The organism is Paraburkholderia phosphatilytica (assembly GCF_003443895.1).
In the GTDB taxonomy this organism is placed as follows: Bacteria; Pseudomonadota; Gammaproteobacteria; order Burkholderiales; family Burkholderiaceae; genus Paraburkholderia; species Paraburkholderia phosphatilytica.
On sequence record NZ_QQOA01000044.1, the window covers coordinates 1 to 15182 of the forward strand.

Sequence of the window (15182 nt, forward strand, 5' to 3'; positions counted from 1 at the left end):
ACTGGAAGAAGGCGAAAGCCCGCGTCCAGCGTATTCATTCCCGCATTGGCAACGCTCGCCGCGACTACCTGCACAAGTGCTCAACCACGATCAGCCCAAACCACGCGATGGTGTGTATCGAGGACTTGCAGGTGCGGAACATGTCCAGGTCCGCCACGGGCAATGCCGGACAACCGGGAAAGCAGGTCAGGGGCAAGTCCGGGCTGAACAGATCCATCCTCGATCAGGGCTGGTTCGAGTTCCGCCGCCAACTGGACTACAAGCTGGCGTGGCACGGCGGCTGGCTCGTCGCCGTACCGCCACGGAACACGAGCCGCACCTGTCCGTGCTGCGATCATGTGTCGGCGGACAACCGGCAGACGCAGGCGCGGTTCGCGTGCGTGGAGTGTGGCTTTGAGGAAAACGCCGATGTAGTCGGCGCGATCAATGTTCTAAGGGCGGGACACGCCCGGTTCGCCTGTGAAGTGAGCGATGCAGCACAGTCGCCAGCAGCAGGAACCCACCGAAGCGGCTCATCCCGGCTCGACGCCGGGGTGAGCGCCGTAGGAATCTCCGGCCTTTAGGCCGCGGGAGGATGTCAAATTGAGCTTCCGGCAGACCTCCGCAACGGATCGATAGAAGCGGCAAAGCAGACGCAGGTTCTCGCAAAAGTCGCTGGGCACACGCCCGCTTTCCGCGGCGGTTTCCGATGCTCGCCCAGGACGTCCTTCAACGGTTTCTTCGCCACAGCCGGTTCTCCACCCAGGACATCCAGTTGACTTCAAGCCGTTCGAATTCGACGGCTCCGTCCCTCGGGTCACGACTTGCGCGTGACCGCAAGCATCACCGGCTCACCTTATCGCGTCAAAAAGAATGGTGCTAGTCGATGCTCGATGAGCGTCGACTAGCACCACTTGGGCTCAGTTCGCGGAATTCTTTGACGTGCGACGAGCGCATATAGTCGATTCCGTCGCGATGTGGAGCGCATTGAACCGACCATATGCGAACAAGCGGCACATAACAGTGGGGCGGCGCCAGAACGACGACGAGCGTGGAGCGAATCGCGTCGCGCTGCTCGGCGCGCGGCCGGTTACCGATATGGGTCCATGGTCGCACTATCCAAGGCTGATGGGCCAGATCGATGTCGAATTGCCGGACGCAAAGGTGGCTGAAAGATTGCATGAGCTGATCTACGACATCAAGGAGAGAGGCAACGCGCCTGAACTCAGAGATGCGTTCACGGCGATCCTCGATGCCATGAAGTCCGACGTGGTGCTGCTTGCCTGTACCGAATTGCCCCTTGTTTATGTCGAGCATGAGGGCAAGGAAGTCGTCGACGTAACGGATCTGGTGGCACGTAAGCTGGCTCGTCTGACACTGCCGAACGGCTAGCGCCGCACGCAATCGATCGCAAATCCACGCTCGCATCGAACAGCGTGGAATATCCGCATCCCCCCGCACGTTTAAGCAGCACGGTCCGCCCGAGCGCGTTGATCCCCGTCGGACGTCCGTTCGCATCTGGTCATTCTGCAAGACGATCGGCCCACCGTTGACGCCACGCGTTGCATGGACGCGCATGGCGGTGGGCGCGCTCGACCCTGCCATCCAGCGACGGGCGAAACCGCTCGCGGCTGACACATGCCATTCCCGGCGTCGCTTGGTGTGCTCGCGGTCGCGATCTCTCTGGAGAATCGTCATGAATCGCGTTTTCTCTGCTCTCGAGTTCAGTGACAAGCCGTGGTCATGTGCGCGTTCGGCTCGCCGGAAAGGGATGGCGAGCGCTGCGCTGATAGCCGCGCTGTGTGCGGCGATCGTGTCAGCTGCAAGCAGGCCAGCGCTGGCCGACGATCTGCAACTGCTACCGCCGCCGGCGGTCATGTCATCCACCGTGCCGCCGAACGGCGACGTCAATCCATACGGCGTTGCGTTCGTTCCGCAAGGTTTTCCGTCGAACGGCACCATTAGCGCGAGCGATCTGCTGGTGGCCAATTTCAACAACGCGCAGAACCTCCAGGGCACCGGCAGGACGATTGTCAAGATCGTGCCGAACGGCAATCCGATGGTGTTCTTCCAGGGCCCGGCAGGGCTCGGTCTGACTACGGCGCTCGGCGTGCTGCGCGCTGGCTTCGTGCTGGTCGGGAACGTCCCGACAACAGACGGGACGTTTGCGACCATCCAGCCCGGCTCGCTGCTGGTGCTGAACCGGACGGGGAACGTCGTCGCGCAATGGACGATGGCGAACGCAGGTCTCGACGGCCCATGGGACCTGACGATTTTCGATCTTGGCGATCGCGCGAAAGTGTTCGTGTCGAACGTGCTCAACGGGACCGTGACGCGTCTCGACCTCACGATCGACGACAACGGCGTGCATCTGCAAGCCAGCACGCGGATCGCATCCGGCTATCCGTTCCGCGGCGATCCGGCCGCGCTGGTCGTGGGTCCGACCGGACTCGCGTACGATCCGCAGCGGGACGTGCTGTACGTCGCATCGACGGTCGACAATGCGATCTTCGCCGTGTTCGGCGCAGGCAATTCACGGCACGACGGCGGCAAGGGTGTGCTGATCTATGCGGACAATCAGCATCTGCACGGTCCGCTCGCGCTCGCGCTGGGTCCGAACGGCCATCTGTTCACTGCGAACGGCGATGCGATCAACGCTGACCCGACCCAGCCGAGCGAACTCGTTGAGTTCACGCCGCAAGGACGCTTCGTCGCGCAGCTTTCGGTGGATGCCGCGCAAGGCGGTGCATTCGGACTGGCGTTTTCGCAGGTGCGCAATAACGTCGTGCGCTTCGCGGCCGTTGACGACAACGTGCCCAACATCACTGTGTGGACTTTGCCATTCGATATGAACGGCCAATGAAGGCGAAAAAAGCCGGCGACGCTTCCACGCCGCCGGCAACGTCACACACACCGAGATCAGATCAGTTCGTCGCCACCAGCGGATCCGACGGTACGATCCTCACCGCCGCGGGGCTCTGCACCAGCGGATTCCACCACGACAGATGCATGTCCGCGGGCCCCGTGCCGTGCACGTACTCCACCTTGATCGACGTATGCTGCTTCGCGTTCAGCCACGTGATGCCGCTGACCGTGGAGCGCGTCGAGGTCTGCTTGTTGATGATCTCGACGCCGTTGATCCACAGACGCGCCACGTTGTCGCTGTTGATCGAGAACGTGTAGAGCCCTGACGTCGACGCTTCGATCGCACCGGTCCAGCGGATGCCGTAGTTGGTCGCATTGACGCCCGCGGATGCATCCGGCGAATCGGTGCCGCGCTCCGTGTTCAGATCGAAATCGACCAGCGGCGCAATCGACGTCTTCACCGGTGCGCTGTTGAACGTCGGGTCGTTGTAGTACGCGACGTTGAGCACCGGCAGCTTCACATCGAACCCTCCCGTCAGTGCCTGCACTTCCGACGTCTGCCACGGGTGACCGTCCGGGTAGATCGTCCCCTGGAACGGCGTGGCCGGTTCGACCGTCGCGGGTGCGCTCGGCGTCTGGCCCCAGTGGAAGCGCGTGTTGGTGCGCCCGATCATCAGTTCCCAGATGATGAAGCCGGTGGTGCCACCGTAGTTCGTTACGATGCCCGGCATCGTCTGCCCCGTCGTGCCGGGGAAGCCGCGCTGCAGCGTCTCGGAGTTGAGCGCGTTTACGTAGCTGCCGTTGACGGGACCCGTGTACGGGTTGTTGTACGGATGGAAGGCATAGAAGTCCGAGAAATACGTGCCTTCGTCTTCCTGCACCTGCGGCGAATTGATCGGCTGCGTCGCGCCCGCGTTCAGGATCGCGATGCGCGCATCGTTCATCATCACCGCGCGCGTTTCCTGCAGCGCGCCGTTGCCGCTGCAACCCGGCTCGTTCATCGGCTCCCAGAAGATGATGCGCGGGTCGTTACGATGCGGCGCCACGAAATCGGTGATGTAGTTCGCGAGGCTCTGCTTGTACGTGATCGATGCGTTCGTCGCGCTTGACTGGAAATACGCCTGCTCGACCGGCGTGCCCGGCGACTGCACCCACTGGCTGTTGTGCACGCCCCAGACCGGCGCCGGCTGCGGGCCGTACTGCGGGTTCGGATTCCAGCAGTCGTCGTAGAAGATCGGCGACACCTTGATGCCGTGCCGCGCCGCGATTTCCAGCAGGTTCTCGAACTTGCTCAGGAATGCGACACGATCGTTCGCCCACACCAGGTAATGCAGATACACGGCGATCGTGTTGACACCGTAGGTCTGCGCATAGGTCAGCTCGCGGTTCACCACTTCGGGGTCGTAGTTCTCCCAGAAGTCGATCGCGTTGTCGGCAGTGGACGGCGTGTAGACCGTGCCGACCACCTTGGAGAAATCGAAGGTCGGCGACGTCACGGTCGGATACGTCTTGATCGTGATGTTGCTGAAGGTCGCGCCCACGCCAAAACGGCGCACGCCGAAGCTGCCCTTCGAGAACGCGGCGGGCAGTGCATTGGTCGCGTCGTTCGCGCTGACCACACGCTGGTTGTCGAGGTCGACGGTGATCGCCGTGCCGCTTGTCGTCACCTTCAGATGGTGCGTGCTGCCGCCGACGATCGTGCTGATCGGGTACTGGATGAACTGCGTCCAGTTGTTGTTCTCGCGGCCCACCACCAGCGTATGCGAGCCGGTATCGAGGCCGATGAAGTAGCCGGTCAGGCTGTCGGGGCCGCCGGCGGTCGGATTGGTCGTGCGCACGATGAAGCCCGCGTTGGCTGGGCCGGTGCCCACCGGGTTGCTGACCGTGACGTCCGCTTCGTACGACGCGGTCGCATACGTGCTGCCGAGCGCGACGGCCTTGTCGCCGGCGCCCGTGCCGTTGGTCGCGGGCGCGGGAATCGTGATGCTCGACGGCGTTGCGCCGGCCACCCAGCCGTTCGTCGAACCGGCCGCGAGATAGCTCGTGAAGTCGCCATAGCTGAGCGTGGTCGACGTGAGCGCGGCGGGCGGCGCGGGCGGCGTGTACGGCGCGAGATTCTGGTCCGGATCGCTGATCACGACGGCCGGCGTGGTGGTTCGCATGCCGAGCGGCGTCGAGCCGGCAAGCTTGAATTCGGTCTGGATGTTGGCCGCCGCCGCAGCCGCAGCAGCCAATGCCGCGTCCGTGGCTGGCGTCTGACTGTTGGCCACGGAAGCCGGGCCGGACGAATCGTTGTTCCCTCCGCACGCGGCCAGCATGGCGGCGCTTGCGGCAAGCACGATGATATTGCGCACCTGTCTCTCCTGAGATCCCCGCCGTTATAGGAGGTCTGAAATTATTATTAATTTCTCGGGCAAAGCTCCGCCCCTTGCCGGTGTGCAGGCAATCCCAAAGGCTGGAAAGAAACGGTAAGGTTAAGGCGGAATTAATAATATTAGTAATTGTCCGCCGCCGTATTCGGACTTACCCTGGCGGGAGATGGCTCATCAACTGCTTGCGCGCGGCAACTGGGTCATTCACGCGCCGTTCGCGGCGCCCTGTTCTTCGCGCGCGTACTGCGTGGGTGGCCGGCCGACATGCCGCGTGAACGCGACGCTGAAAGTGCTGGCGGAGCTGTAGCCGACGCGCTGCGCGATCTCGGCGACGCGGCCCTGGTTGCGGCGTAGCAGGTCTTTCGCAAGCGCCATGCGCCAGCTGAGCAGATATTCCATCGGCGCGACGCCGACCGCGCGGCTGAAGCGCTCGAAAAAGCTCGAACGCGACAGCGCGGCTTCCTTCGCGAGCGCGGCAACGGTCCACGCGTGCGTCGGACGTTCGTGCATGCCGCGGATCGCGACCGCGAGGCGGCTGTCGGCCAGTCCGCGCACGAGCCCCGCCGGCGCGTTCGTCTCCGCGGTGGAACGCAATGCCTCGATCAGCAGCACTTCCAGCAGGCGTGACAGCACGACGTCGCGCGCGGGCCGCTGTTCGCTCGATTCCTCACGCACCAGCCGTACGAGCGTGGCGAGTCGCGCTTCGCCGCGCACGTGCACGAGTTGCGGCAGCAACGAGACCAGCAGCGACGCATCCGGCGAGCCGAAGCTGCAATGGCCCGCGATCATGCGCGAATCGATCGTGCGCTCCATGCCGCCAATGCGGTATTCGCCGTTGCCGAGCACGGTGGGCGCGAGCGTCTCGGCGACTGACGGTGACGCGTCGAGACTCGACATCGCGACGCCCCAGGCCGCCGGAATCAGCACGAAATCGCCCGAGAGAAGTTCGAGCGGTTCGTGTCCGTCGATCGCGATGCGGCAGCCGCCTTCCAGGATCACGCAATAGAACGGCTGGCCCGTATCCGTGCGGCGGATGCGCCACGGGCTCGCGCCGAACACGAGTTTGGAGAAGCGCGCGCTCGGCTGCAGCAGCGTCACGACTTCGGCGAGCGGATCGATCATCGCCGGACTCCTGCAAATGAAATTCGGACCTTCGATTGTAGCGAGTACGGCCGCGGCGATCTATCGTAGGGACACTTGCCAATCATCAAGGAGTGTCCATGCCAACCGTGTTGATCACCGGCTGTTCTTCGGGATTCGGTCTCGAGATCGCCCGCACCTTTCTCGCTCGCGACTGGCGCGTCGTCGCGACGATGCGCACGCCGCGCGCCGACGTGCTGCCGCCTTCGGAGCGCCTGCGCGTGCTGCCGCTCGACGTTACGAACGCCGACAGCATTCGCGCGGCCGTCGAAGCCGCAGGTCCGATCGACGTGCTCGTGAACAACGCGGGCTTCGGCGCCGCGTCGCCTGCCGAACTCGTGCCGCTCGCGACCGTGCGCGAGGTCTTCGAGACGAACACCATCGGCACGATCGCGCTGACCCAGGCGGTGCTGCCGCAGTTCCGGCAACGCGGCGCCGGCGTGGTCGTGAACGTCACGTCGAGCGTCACGCTAAAGGCGTTGCCGCTGATTTCCGCGTACCGCGCGAGCAAGGCAGCAGTGAACGCGTTCACGGAATCGATGGCGCTGGAACTCGAGCCGTTGGGCGTGCGGGTACGTCTCGTGCTGCCGGGACGCTCGCCCGAGACAAGCTTCGGCGACAACGCGCGCGCCCACATGCATGGCTTCGATCACGCGGCGTACGCGGACATCGTCAAGGCGACGTTCGCGCGTCTGGAGGACACGTCGGTTCCGCTCACGCGGTCACAGGATGTCGCCGAAGCGGTATGGCGCGCGGCGACGGACGCATCGTCGCCGATGCGTATCCCCGCCGGCGCCGATGCCGAAGCGTGGGCGGCTGAGGTCAGCTGATCCTCAATCCCGCACAAACATTCCGCGCAACACACGTAACACGATAAGGAGCATGCCATGCAGGACAAACGCGTCGTTCTCGTCACCGGAGCGAATCAGGGAATCGGTCTTCAGATCGCGAAGGATCTGGCCGCACACGATTTCATCGTGCTCGTCGGATCGCGCGATCTGACGCGCGGCGAAGCTGCTGCAAAAGAGGTCGGGAAGAACGCGATCGCGCTTCAGCTCGACGTGACCGATCAGGCATCGATCGCTGCGGTGGCACAGCGGATTCGCAAGGAAGCGGGCCGCCTCGATCTGCTCATCAACAACGCGGCGATTTCGAACACGCGCAGGCAGCAGGGTCAGCCAATCGAGGAGTACGCGAAAACGACCCGCACGAGCAACGTATCGCTCGATGAAATGCGCGCGGTGTGGGACACCAACGTGTTCGGCGTACTCGCGGTCTACCAGGCGATGCTGCCGCTGCTGCGCGAGGCGCCGTTCGCGCGCATCGTCAATGTGTCGAGCGGCGTGGGGTCGCTCGCGACGAACCTGAACCCCGAGTTCGCGTATCGCTCGATTTTCGGTCCGGTGTATCCGGCATCGAAGACGGCGCTCAATGCTTTGACCGTCGCGATGGCGATCGAGCTGGAGCCCGAGGGCATCAAGGTTCACGCTGTTTCGCCGGGATTTACGAAAACCAACCTAAACGGTTTTGCCGGTACCGATACGGTGGAACAGGGCGCGCGCGAAGTGGTGCGGGTGTCGCTGCTGGGTCCGGATAGTCCGACTGGCACGTTCACGCGATGGGAGGGCGAGACGATTCCGTGGTGATGCGGGGTGATTCCGTTGCTACGCCGCCGGATAAGCCTCACGACATAACGACAGAACGACTCCGCGCAACCATCGATGCGCCGGGTCCGCATGCACGCGAGGATGCCAGGTCGCCGAGATCCGCAATTCCGGCGTTTGCACTGGCAGCTCGAAGTCCTGCAGACCTTGCCGCGCAGCGTGATCGCTCGCGAGCGCGTTGCCGAGACACGATCGCGGCACCAGCGCGACCAGATCCGTATGACGCGCGATCCGCATCGCATCCGGAAAGCCGGGCACGACGATACGGATGTCCCGTCGAAGCCCAAGCGCTTCCAGCGCGTCATCCACAGGGCTGGTGAAATCGCCGCGCGGCGAGGCCGCAACATGCGCGCAGGCCGCATACCGTTCGACGGTCACTCTCTTGCCCGCCAGCAGCGGATGACCGATTCGCGCGATGCCAACCAGCCGGTCGCGGAACAGAAGCCGCGTATGCAATTCCGGCGCGCTGGCTTCGACCACGCCGATCTCGAGATCGATCAAGCCTTCTCTTAGCGGCCCCGCGTCCTTGTTCGGCTTCGGCGCGAAGCGAAGGCGAACGCGCGGCGCAGCTTCAGCGATCGCGGCCAGCAATGGCACGGAGAAGAACTCGACGAATGCCTCGTTCGCGCGAATCGTGAAGGTCTGCGCGAGCGAGGCGACTTCGAGATCGCTGGTCTGCGGCCTGAGCACGGCTTGCGCATCGCGCGTCAATTCACGGACGCGATCGCGCAGCGCGGCAGCGTGAGGCGTCGGTACCAGCCCGCGGCCCGCGCGCACCAGCAGCGGGTCACCGGTGGCCGATCGTAGCCGCGTGAGCGTGCGGCTCATCGCGGAAGAGCTCAGGCCAAGACGGCGGGCCGCGCCGGTGACGCTGCCTTCGGCGAGCAGCACATCGAGCGCGACGAGCAGGTTCAGGTCCACGTTGTCCATGGCCGGAGCATACCCCAATGGCTCGCGACACCCGGCGTTGAACGCAATGATGGTTTGATTCCTGTGCGTCTTGTGCATGCGAGGGGTGCGTGTCACGATCGACAGGGTTCAAGTCATCGAAGGAACTGCATCATGTCCACAGCAACTTCTAACCGCACGATCCTGATCGTCGGCGCGTCGCGCGGTCTGGGTCACGCGATGGCCGTCGAGTTTGTGAAGAAGGGATGGAGTGTGGTCGGCACGGTTCGCGGCGGCACGACCCGCACGTTGCTGCACGAACTCGCGGACCAGCACCCCGGTCAGGTCGACATCGAGGTCATCGACATCGTCGAACCGGATCAGCTCGCGGCGTTGAAGCAGCGTCTGTCGGGCCGCGCGTTCGACATCCTGTTCGTCAACGCGGGCACCACCAATCCCGATCCGACGCAGACGATCGGCGAAGTGTCCACGGGCGATTTCGTCAGCCTGATGATCACCAACGCGCTCAGCCCGATGCGTGTCGTCGAAGCGCTGGAGCAGAACGTGACGCCCGCGGGCATCATCGGCGTGATGTCGTCGGGCCAGGGCAGCGTCGGCAACAACGAGACCGGCGAGCGCGAACTGTATCGCGGCACCAAGGCGGCGCTGAACATGTTCATGCGCAGCTTCGCGACGCGTCACGCGAAATCGTCGCGCGCGATGGTATTGATGGCGCCGGGCTGGGTGCGCACCGATCTCGGCGGACCGGAAGGGCGGCTCAGCATCGAGGAAAGCGTGCCGAGCCTCGTGAACGTGCTGCTTTCGATGGAAGGCACGCCGGGTTTGCAGTATGTCGATTATCTCGGGCGTACCGTGCCATGGTAGGCGTGTTCACAGCGGGGTTCGACGCAGCGTTCACACGCTCAGCGAAGCCGAAATGCGCAGCTCGACGGCGGTCACGCAGTCGAGCGCGGTCGCGAGAACAGGATTGGGCGAGGTCTCGCTGAAGTAGAGCCGCACGGTTTCCAGAAAGCGCGCGCCTTCCAGCGCGAGGATCGCGAGCGTGTCGCGCGCGATGCCGCGTCTCGCCACCGTCAGCGGCATCAGCGCAAGAAACGGATACAGGCCGACCATCGTCTCGTTGGCCTGGATCGACACCGACTGTACGCAGCCGGCCGGCAATTCGAGGCCCCCACGTTGCAGCCAGCGTTCGAGCGCGATGAATGTGGGCGCTTCGCGCGGCGGCAAAATCCACGGCAGCCCGGCAAGGTCGGCTCGCGTTACGGTGCGGCGCGCGGCCAGCGGATGGTCGCGTCCGCACACGATCACGATCGGATCGTCGAGCAGCGCGCGCGACGCTAATCCGCCAATGCCCTCCTGCGGCTCGTTGCGGCTCAACACGAAATCGAGCCCGCCGGTGGCCAGCATCTGGAACAGCCGGTCGCTGGTGGCTTCGAAAAACGATGCGTTGACGTGCGGCGCGCGCTTCTTCAGTTCCAGTACGAGCTCGGGCGCGAACACCGGCAGCACGGTCGGCACCGCGCCCACCGAAATGCGCCCGGACAGGCCGCTTGTGAGCGCGTCGACCTCGTAGCGCGCCCGCTCGATCTGATGAAACACCTCGCGTGCGTGGCGCAGCAGCACGTCGCCGACCGGCGTGAAGCGGAGCCGGTTGCCCGCGCGTTCGAGCACCGTAGCGCCGAGCCCGTCTTCGAGATCGGCGAGCTGCTTCGAAACGGCGGCCTGCGTGAGGTTCAGGCGCTCCGCTACGAGCCGGATCTGGCCCAGGCTGTCGAACAGCGTCAGCAGGCGCAGATGGCTGAGCTTCAGGCCAGCCTCGAAAAAACGTTCGATCGGATTCATGGGCGCCAGGCAGGCTGCGAATAACGAAAAGTTATTCGCTTTCAAAAAACGCTCACTTGCATCTCATGCGCAAGCGTACCACCATTGGTTGCAGGAGACGCAGCCAGGCCTTACCCATGGGCTGCTCGCGCATTCATCTGCGCACAGACAACAGAGTCATGCGACCGACCAACGTCCTCTTCATCCTGTCGGACGAACACCAGCACGGCCTGATGGGCTGCGCGGGTCATCCGTTCATCCACACGCCCAACCTCGACGCGCTGGCCGCCCGCGGCACGCGTTTTTCGAACGCCTATACGCCGTCGCCGATCTGCGTGCCCGCGCGTGCGAGTCTTGCGACCGGGCGCCACGTGCACGACATCCGCTGCTGGGACAACGCGATCGCGTACGACGGCGTGCCGACCGGCTGGGCGCAACATCTCGCCGATCACGGCGTGCTGTGCGATTCGGTCGGCAAGCTGCATTACCAGTCGGAGGCGGCGCCGGTCGGTTTTCATCGTCAGCATCACGCGGTGCATATTCTCGACGGCATCGGCCAGGTGTGGGGCTCCGTGCGCGATCCGCTGCCGGAGACGATGGGCCGTTCGCCGCTGTACGACACGATCGGCGCGGGCACTTCCAGCTACAACCGCTTCGACATGCGCGTGGCCGACACCGCGGTCAGCTGGCTCGCGGACCACGCGCAGGACGCGTCGCCGTGGGTGCTGTACGTCGGCCTCGTCGCGCCGCATTTCCCGCTCGTGGTGCCGCAGGAATGGCTCGATCTGTATCCGCCCGAGTCGCTCGATCTGCCGTTGCTGCATCCGTCGACAGGCTATGTGCGTCACCCGTGGGTCGAGCGCCAGGCGCGCCACGTGGATCACGATGCCGCGGTGGGGAGCGAAGCGCGGCGGCGTCTTGCTGTCGCGTGCTATCTCGCGCTCGTATCGTTCATGGACGCGCAGGCGGGCAAGGTGCTCGCGGCGCTGCGCGAGCATGGCCTCGAAGACACGACGACGGTGATCTACAGCAGCGATCACGGCGACAACCTCGGCAAGCGCGGCATGTGGAACAAATGCCTGATGTACCGCGAATCGACGGGCGTGCCGCTGATTCTTGCGGGCCCCGGCATTCCGGCGGGCGAGGTCAACGCGACGCCGGTGTCCCTCGTCGACGTGCAGAACACGCTGCTGGACCTGACCGGTTGTCCCGAAGCGCTGCAGGCAGGCCCCGGCACCTCGCTCGCGCGGCTCGCGAACGCACCGGCGCAGCCGGACCGGCTTGCGTTCAGCGAGTACCATGCGGTCGGCTCCGAAACCGCGGCGTACATGCTTGCCGATGCGCGCTACAAGTTTCACTACTACGTGGGCCACCGCGCCGAACTGTTCGACCTGCAACGCGATCCCGAAGAGTTGCGCGACGTCGCGAACGATCCCGCTTATGCCGACGTGGTTGCGCGCTTCGAAGCGTCGTTGCGCGCGCTGCTCGACCCGGAAGCAGTCGATGCGGCGGCGAAAGCCGATCAGGCGCGTCTCATCGAAAAATTCGGCGGACGCGAAGCCGCGCTGAGAACCGGCACGCCGGCGGCCACACCGGTGCCGGCAGCCTGAACGCGCATCGCGGGCACGGCCCGCAGCAGCACAAAACAGAAAACACACATCGGAGACGACGATGCACTCAGCCCCTCTCGCCACGGCGGCGGCACCGGCCGGGCTCAGGCGCAAATGGAAGACGGTGATTCTCGCGAGCCTCGGCGGTTCGCTGGAGATCTACGACTTCATCATCTACGGCGTATTCGCGCGCGAGATCGCGCGGCAGTTTTTCCCCGCCGCGGATCCGGTCGCGTCGCTGATCAGCGCATTCGGCGTGTTCGCGATCGGCTACGTGTCGCGTCCGCTCGGCGGCATCGTGCTGTCGAGTCTCGGCGATCGCTTCGGGCGGCGCGCGATCTTTCTGGTGTCGGTGCTCGCGATGTCGGCATCGACGATCGGCATCGGGCTGATTCCCGGCTACGCGAGCATCGGCGTTTTCGCGCCGGTGCTGCTCGTGCTGCTGCGGCTTGCGCAAGGCTTTTTTCTCGCGGGCGAACTGCCGTGCTCGATCTCGTACGTCGTCGAGGAAATGCCGCAGCGTGCGAGTCTCGTCGGCGGTCTCGTGGTGTTCTGCCTGAACTCGGGCGTGCTCACCGCGACATTGATGAGCCTCGTGCTGCACGCGTCGCTCGACGCCGCCGACGTGCTCACGTACGGCTGGCGCATCGCGTTCATCTTCGGCGGCCTGATCGGGTTGCTGTCGTACTGGCTGCGCACGTCGCTCGAGGAATCCGCGGAATATCAGCGGCTGCGCAGCCACAAGGCGAAGCGTCCGTTTCGCACGGTGCTGACGGCCTATCCGTGGCAGGTCGCGGCGGGCGTCGGCGTGGCCGGCATCGTGAATGCGGCGAACAGCCTGCTGTTCGTCGTGCTGCCGTCGTATCTCGCGACGGTGCTGCATGAATCGCCGGCAACCGCGAGCGCCGCGCAGAATCTCGGCATCTCGGCGATGTCGGTGTCGCTGCTGGCCTGCGCGTGGCTCGGCGACCGTATTCCGCCGCGCGTCGTGCATCGCGCCGGCGCGCTGGTGATGCTCGCGGGCAGCTATCCGTTCTATCGACTCGTCGCTCACCACGCGATCGATCCGTACACGATGTTCGCGATCGTCGGCGTGGTGGGCGGCTTCGTCAACGGCACTTACGCGTTTCTGCTCGCGGATCTGTTCCCGACGCCGGTGCGTTTTTCCGGCGTCGCGCTCGCGCTCAATCTCGCGACCGTGGTGTTCACGGGCATCACGCCGCTCGTCGTCACCAACCTGCTGCATCGCGTGGGGCCGACCGCGCCGGGTCTTTATATGACCGTGATCGCGTGCATCGGGCTCGTTGCCGGTCTCGCGCTCAAGCGCTTCGGCGGCAAGGTCGAACGCACGCATAGCGCCGATTGAGCAGCGCGATACCGTTTGCTTCAACTCACGATTGCCCTGATTCGAGCGCTGCTGCCATGCACGATTCCCATTCGATGTTCCTTCAAGACGCGTTGGCCAAGGCCCTCGGCGCCGATCGCGTCACCGCCGATCGCGCCACGGCGGACGCCCATGCCGCCGACTGGAGCGATGCGCCGCGCTGCGTGCCGCCGCTCGTGATCCAGCCGCGTACGCCCGAAGAAGTCGCGCGCGCGTTCGCGGTGCTGGCGCAGCATCGTCAGCGGGTCGTCGTGCAAGGCGGCCTCACTGGACTCGCGGGCGCCGCTACGCCGCAGGCCGGCGAAGTGGTGCTGTCGCTCGCGCGGCTGAACGCGATCGAAGCGTTCGATACGACCGGCGGCACAATCACGGTGCAGGCGGGCGTCGTGCTCGAACAACTGCAGGGTCACGTGGAGGAAGCGGGCTGGTTCTTTCCACTGGATCTCGGCGCGCGCGGCTCGTGCCAGCTCGGCGGCAATGCGGCCACCAACGCGGGCGGCAATCGCGTGCTGCGCTTCGGCACCATGCGCGAGCGCATTCTCGGCCTGGAAGTGGCGCTGCCGGACGGCACCGTGCTGTCGATGCTCAACCGCACGACGAAGAACACCACGGGCATCGATCTGAAGCAGCTGTTCATCGGCTCGGAAGGTATGCTCGGTGCGATCACGCGGCTCGTGCTGAAGCTCGAACCCAAGCCCGCCGCCGCGCAGACGGCACTCTGCGCGCTCGGTTCGTTCGATGCCGCCGCGCAGCTGCTCAAAACGCTGCGCATGCGTTTGCCCGGTCTATCGTCGTTCGAACTGATGTGGGACGACTTCATGCTGGCGGCCGGCGAAGTCGCGCATCTGAAGCCTCCGTTTGCGACGCGCTATCCCGTGTACGCGCTCGTCGAAACGCTCGGCGATGCGGGCGACGATGCACAACGCGCGCTGGAAGCAGCGCTTGGCGATGCGCTCGAAGCCGGCAGCATCGACGACGTGATCGTCGCGCAGTCGATCGACCAGGCGAAGCAGCTGTGGGCCGCGCGCGAGTCGGTCGGCGAACTGCTGGCGGCGACGCGGCCGCACGCGGCATTCGATGTCGGCGTGCCGATGGATGCGATGGAGCGCTGCGTGTCGATGCTGAGCGCGAGCCTGCGAACGCGTTTTCCGGCGCAGCGTCATCTGTTCTTCGGCCATCTCGGCGATGGCAACCTGCACGTACTGAGCGGCCCGTATCACGACGAAGCCGCGCTGCACGACGTCGAACGGCTCGTGTACGAAGCGGTGAGCGACGCGGGCGGTTGCATTTCGGCGGAGCACGGCATCGGCGTCGTGAAGCGCGAATTCCTGCCGTTGACGCGCTCGGAGGCCGAACTCGAGCTGATGCGCAAGCTGAAGACACTGCTCGACCCGTCGCACATCCTGAACGCGGGCAGGGTGATGCCCTGACGGGGCTT

The 15182-nt window shown here is 64.9% G+C and carries 13 protein-coding genes; 9 read left to right on the plus strand and 4 right to left on the minus strand.

Annotated features, from left to right (window positions below):
* The 3 genes from DVS29_RS30750 to DVS29_RS30760 all read left to right on the plus strand — a co-directional run.
* Window positions 1-563: RNA-guided endonuclease InsQ/TnpB family protein (locus tag DVS29_RS30750; protein WP_164708026.1), on the plus strand; the 563-nt coding region annotated here is incomplete at its 5' end.
* 403 nt (window positions 564-966) lie between these two features.
* On the plus strand, window positions 967-1371 hold the full coding sequence (locus DVS29_RS30755; RefSeq protein WP_164708027.1) for an aspartate/glutamate racemase family protein: 405 nt from the start codon (window positions 967-969) through the stop codon (window positions 1369-1371).
* 379 nt (window positions 1372-1750) lie between these two features.
* Window positions 1751-2842, plus strand: a complete 1092-nt coding sequence (locus DVS29_RS30760; protein WP_240655875.1) for an NHL repeat-containing protein — start codon at window positions 1751-1753, stop codon at window positions 2840-2842.
* Between the two features lie 61 nt (window positions 2843-2903).
* Here DVS29_RS30760 and DVS29_RS30765 read toward each other — a convergent pair whose 3' ends face one another.
* Window positions 2904-5198, minus strand: coding sequence for a PA14 domain-containing protein (locus DVS29_RS30765; RefSeq protein ID WP_240655877.1), 2295 nt, complete (start codon window positions 5196-5198; stop codon window positions 2904-2906).
* 222 nt (window positions 5199-5420) lie between these two features.
* A complete protein-coding gene (locus DVS29_RS30770) occupies window positions 5421-6338 on the minus strand; it encodes an AraC family transcriptional regulator (protein WP_205962546.1) in 918 nt (305 codons plus the stop codon).
* A gap of 98 nt (window positions 6339-6436) precedes the next feature.
* On the opposite strand from DVS29_RS30770, the gene DVS29_RS30775 reads away from it, so the two are divergent.
* On the plus strand, window positions 6437-7186 hold the full coding sequence (locus DVS29_RS30775; RefSeq protein ID WP_118184308.1) for an SDR family oxidoreductase: 750 nt from the start codon (window positions 6437-6439) through the stop codon (window positions 7184-7186).
* A gap of 57 nt (window positions 7187-7243) precedes the next feature.
* Window positions 7244-8002, plus strand: a complete 759-nt coding sequence (locus DVS29_RS30780; protein WP_118184309.1) for an SDR family NAD(P)-dependent oxidoreductase — start codon at window positions 7244-7246, stop codon at window positions 8000-8002.
* An 18-nt stretch (window positions 8003-8020) separates the two neighbouring features.
* On the opposite strand, the gene DVS29_RS30785 is transcribed toward DVS29_RS30780, so the two are convergent.
* Complete coding sequence (locus DVS29_RS30785; RefSeq protein ID WP_118184310.1) at window positions 8021-8950, minus strand: LysR family transcriptional regulator; 930 nt, start codon at window positions 8948-8950, stop codon at window positions 8021-8023.
* A 132-nt stretch (window positions 8951-9082) separates the two neighbouring features.
* Between DVS29_RS30785 and DVS29_RS30790 the strand changes: the two genes are divergently transcribed.
* Window positions 9083-9793 (plus strand): SDR family NAD(P)-dependent oxidoreductase, encoded by a 711-nt coding sequence (locus tag DVS29_RS30790; protein WP_118184311.1) that lies wholly within the window; start codon window positions 9083-9085, stop codon window positions 9791-9793.
* Window positions 9794-9823: 30 nt separating this feature from the next.
* Here DVS29_RS30790 and DVS29_RS30795 read toward each other — a convergent pair whose 3' ends face one another.
* A complete protein-coding gene (locus tag DVS29_RS30795) occupies window positions 9824-10771 on the minus strand; it encodes a LysR family transcriptional regulator (RefSeq protein WP_118184312.1) in 948 nt (315 codons plus the stop codon).
* Between the two features lie 158 nt (window positions 10772-10929).
* On the opposite strand from DVS29_RS30795, the gene DVS29_RS30800 reads away from it, so the two are divergent.
* The 3 genes from DVS29_RS30800 (at window position 10930) to DVS29_RS30810 (ending at window position 15174) form a co-directional block, all read left to right on the plus strand.
* Entirely contained in the window at window positions 10930-12360 is a 1431-nt protein-coding gene (locus DVS29_RS30800; RefSeq protein WP_118184358.1) for a sulfatase family protein, read from the plus strand.
* Between the two features lie 61 nt (window positions 12361-12421).
* Window positions 12422-13726, plus strand: a complete 1305-nt coding sequence (locus DVS29_RS30805) for an MFS transporter (protein ID WP_118184313.1) — start codon at window positions 12422-12424, stop codon at window positions 13724-13726.
* Window positions 13727-13800: 74 nt separating this feature from the next.
* A complete protein-coding gene (locus DVS29_RS30810) occupies window positions 13801-15174 on the plus strand; it encodes an FAD-binding oxidoreductase (protein WP_240655878.1) in 1374 nt (457 codons plus the stop codon).
* The last annotated feature ends 8 nt before the right edge of the window (window positions 15175-15182 follow it).

Bases quoted from the DNA above. Each gene is read 5' to 3' on its own strand.
- DVS29_RS30760 (WP_240655875.1), top strand. From the start codon at position 1,751: ATGGCGAGCGCTGCGCTGATAGCCGCGCTGTGTGCGGCGATCGTGTCA.
- DVS29_RS30770 (WP_205962546.1), bottom strand. From the start codon at position 6,338: ATGATCGATCCGCTCGCCGAAGTCGTGACGCTGCTGCAGCCGAGCGCG.
- DVS29_RS30775 (WP_118184308.1), top strand. From the start codon at position 6,437: ATGCCAACCGTGTTGATCACCGGCTGTTCTTCGGGATTCGGTCTCGAG.
- DVS29_RS30780 (WP_118184309.1), top strand. From the start codon at position 7,244: ATGCAGGACAAACGCGTCGTTCTCGTCACCGGAGCGAATCAGGGAATC.
- DVS29_RS30785 (WP_118184310.1), bottom strand. From the start codon at position 8,950: ATGGACAACGTGGACCTGAACCTGCTCGTCGCGCTCGATGTGCTGCTC.
- DVS29_RS30790 (WP_118184311.1), top strand. From the start codon at position 9,083: ATGTCCACAGCAACTTCTAACCGCACGATCCTGATCGTCGGCGCGTCG.
- DVS29_RS30795 (WP_118184312.1), bottom strand. From the start codon at position 10,771: ATGAATCCGATCGAACGTTTTTTCGAGGCTGGCCTGAAGCTCAGCCAT.
- DVS29_RS30800 (WP_118184358.1), top strand. From the start codon at position 10,930: ATGCGACCGACCAACGTCCTCTTCATCCTGTCGGACGAACACCAGCAC.
- DVS29_RS30805 (WP_118184313.1), top strand. From the start codon at position 12,422: ATGCACTCAGCCCCTCTCGCCACGGCGGCGGCACCGGCCGGGCTCAGG.
- DVS29_RS30810 (WP_240655878.1), top strand. From the start codon at position 13,801: ATGTTCCTTCAAGACGCGTTGGCCAAGGCCCTCGGCGCCGATCGCGTC.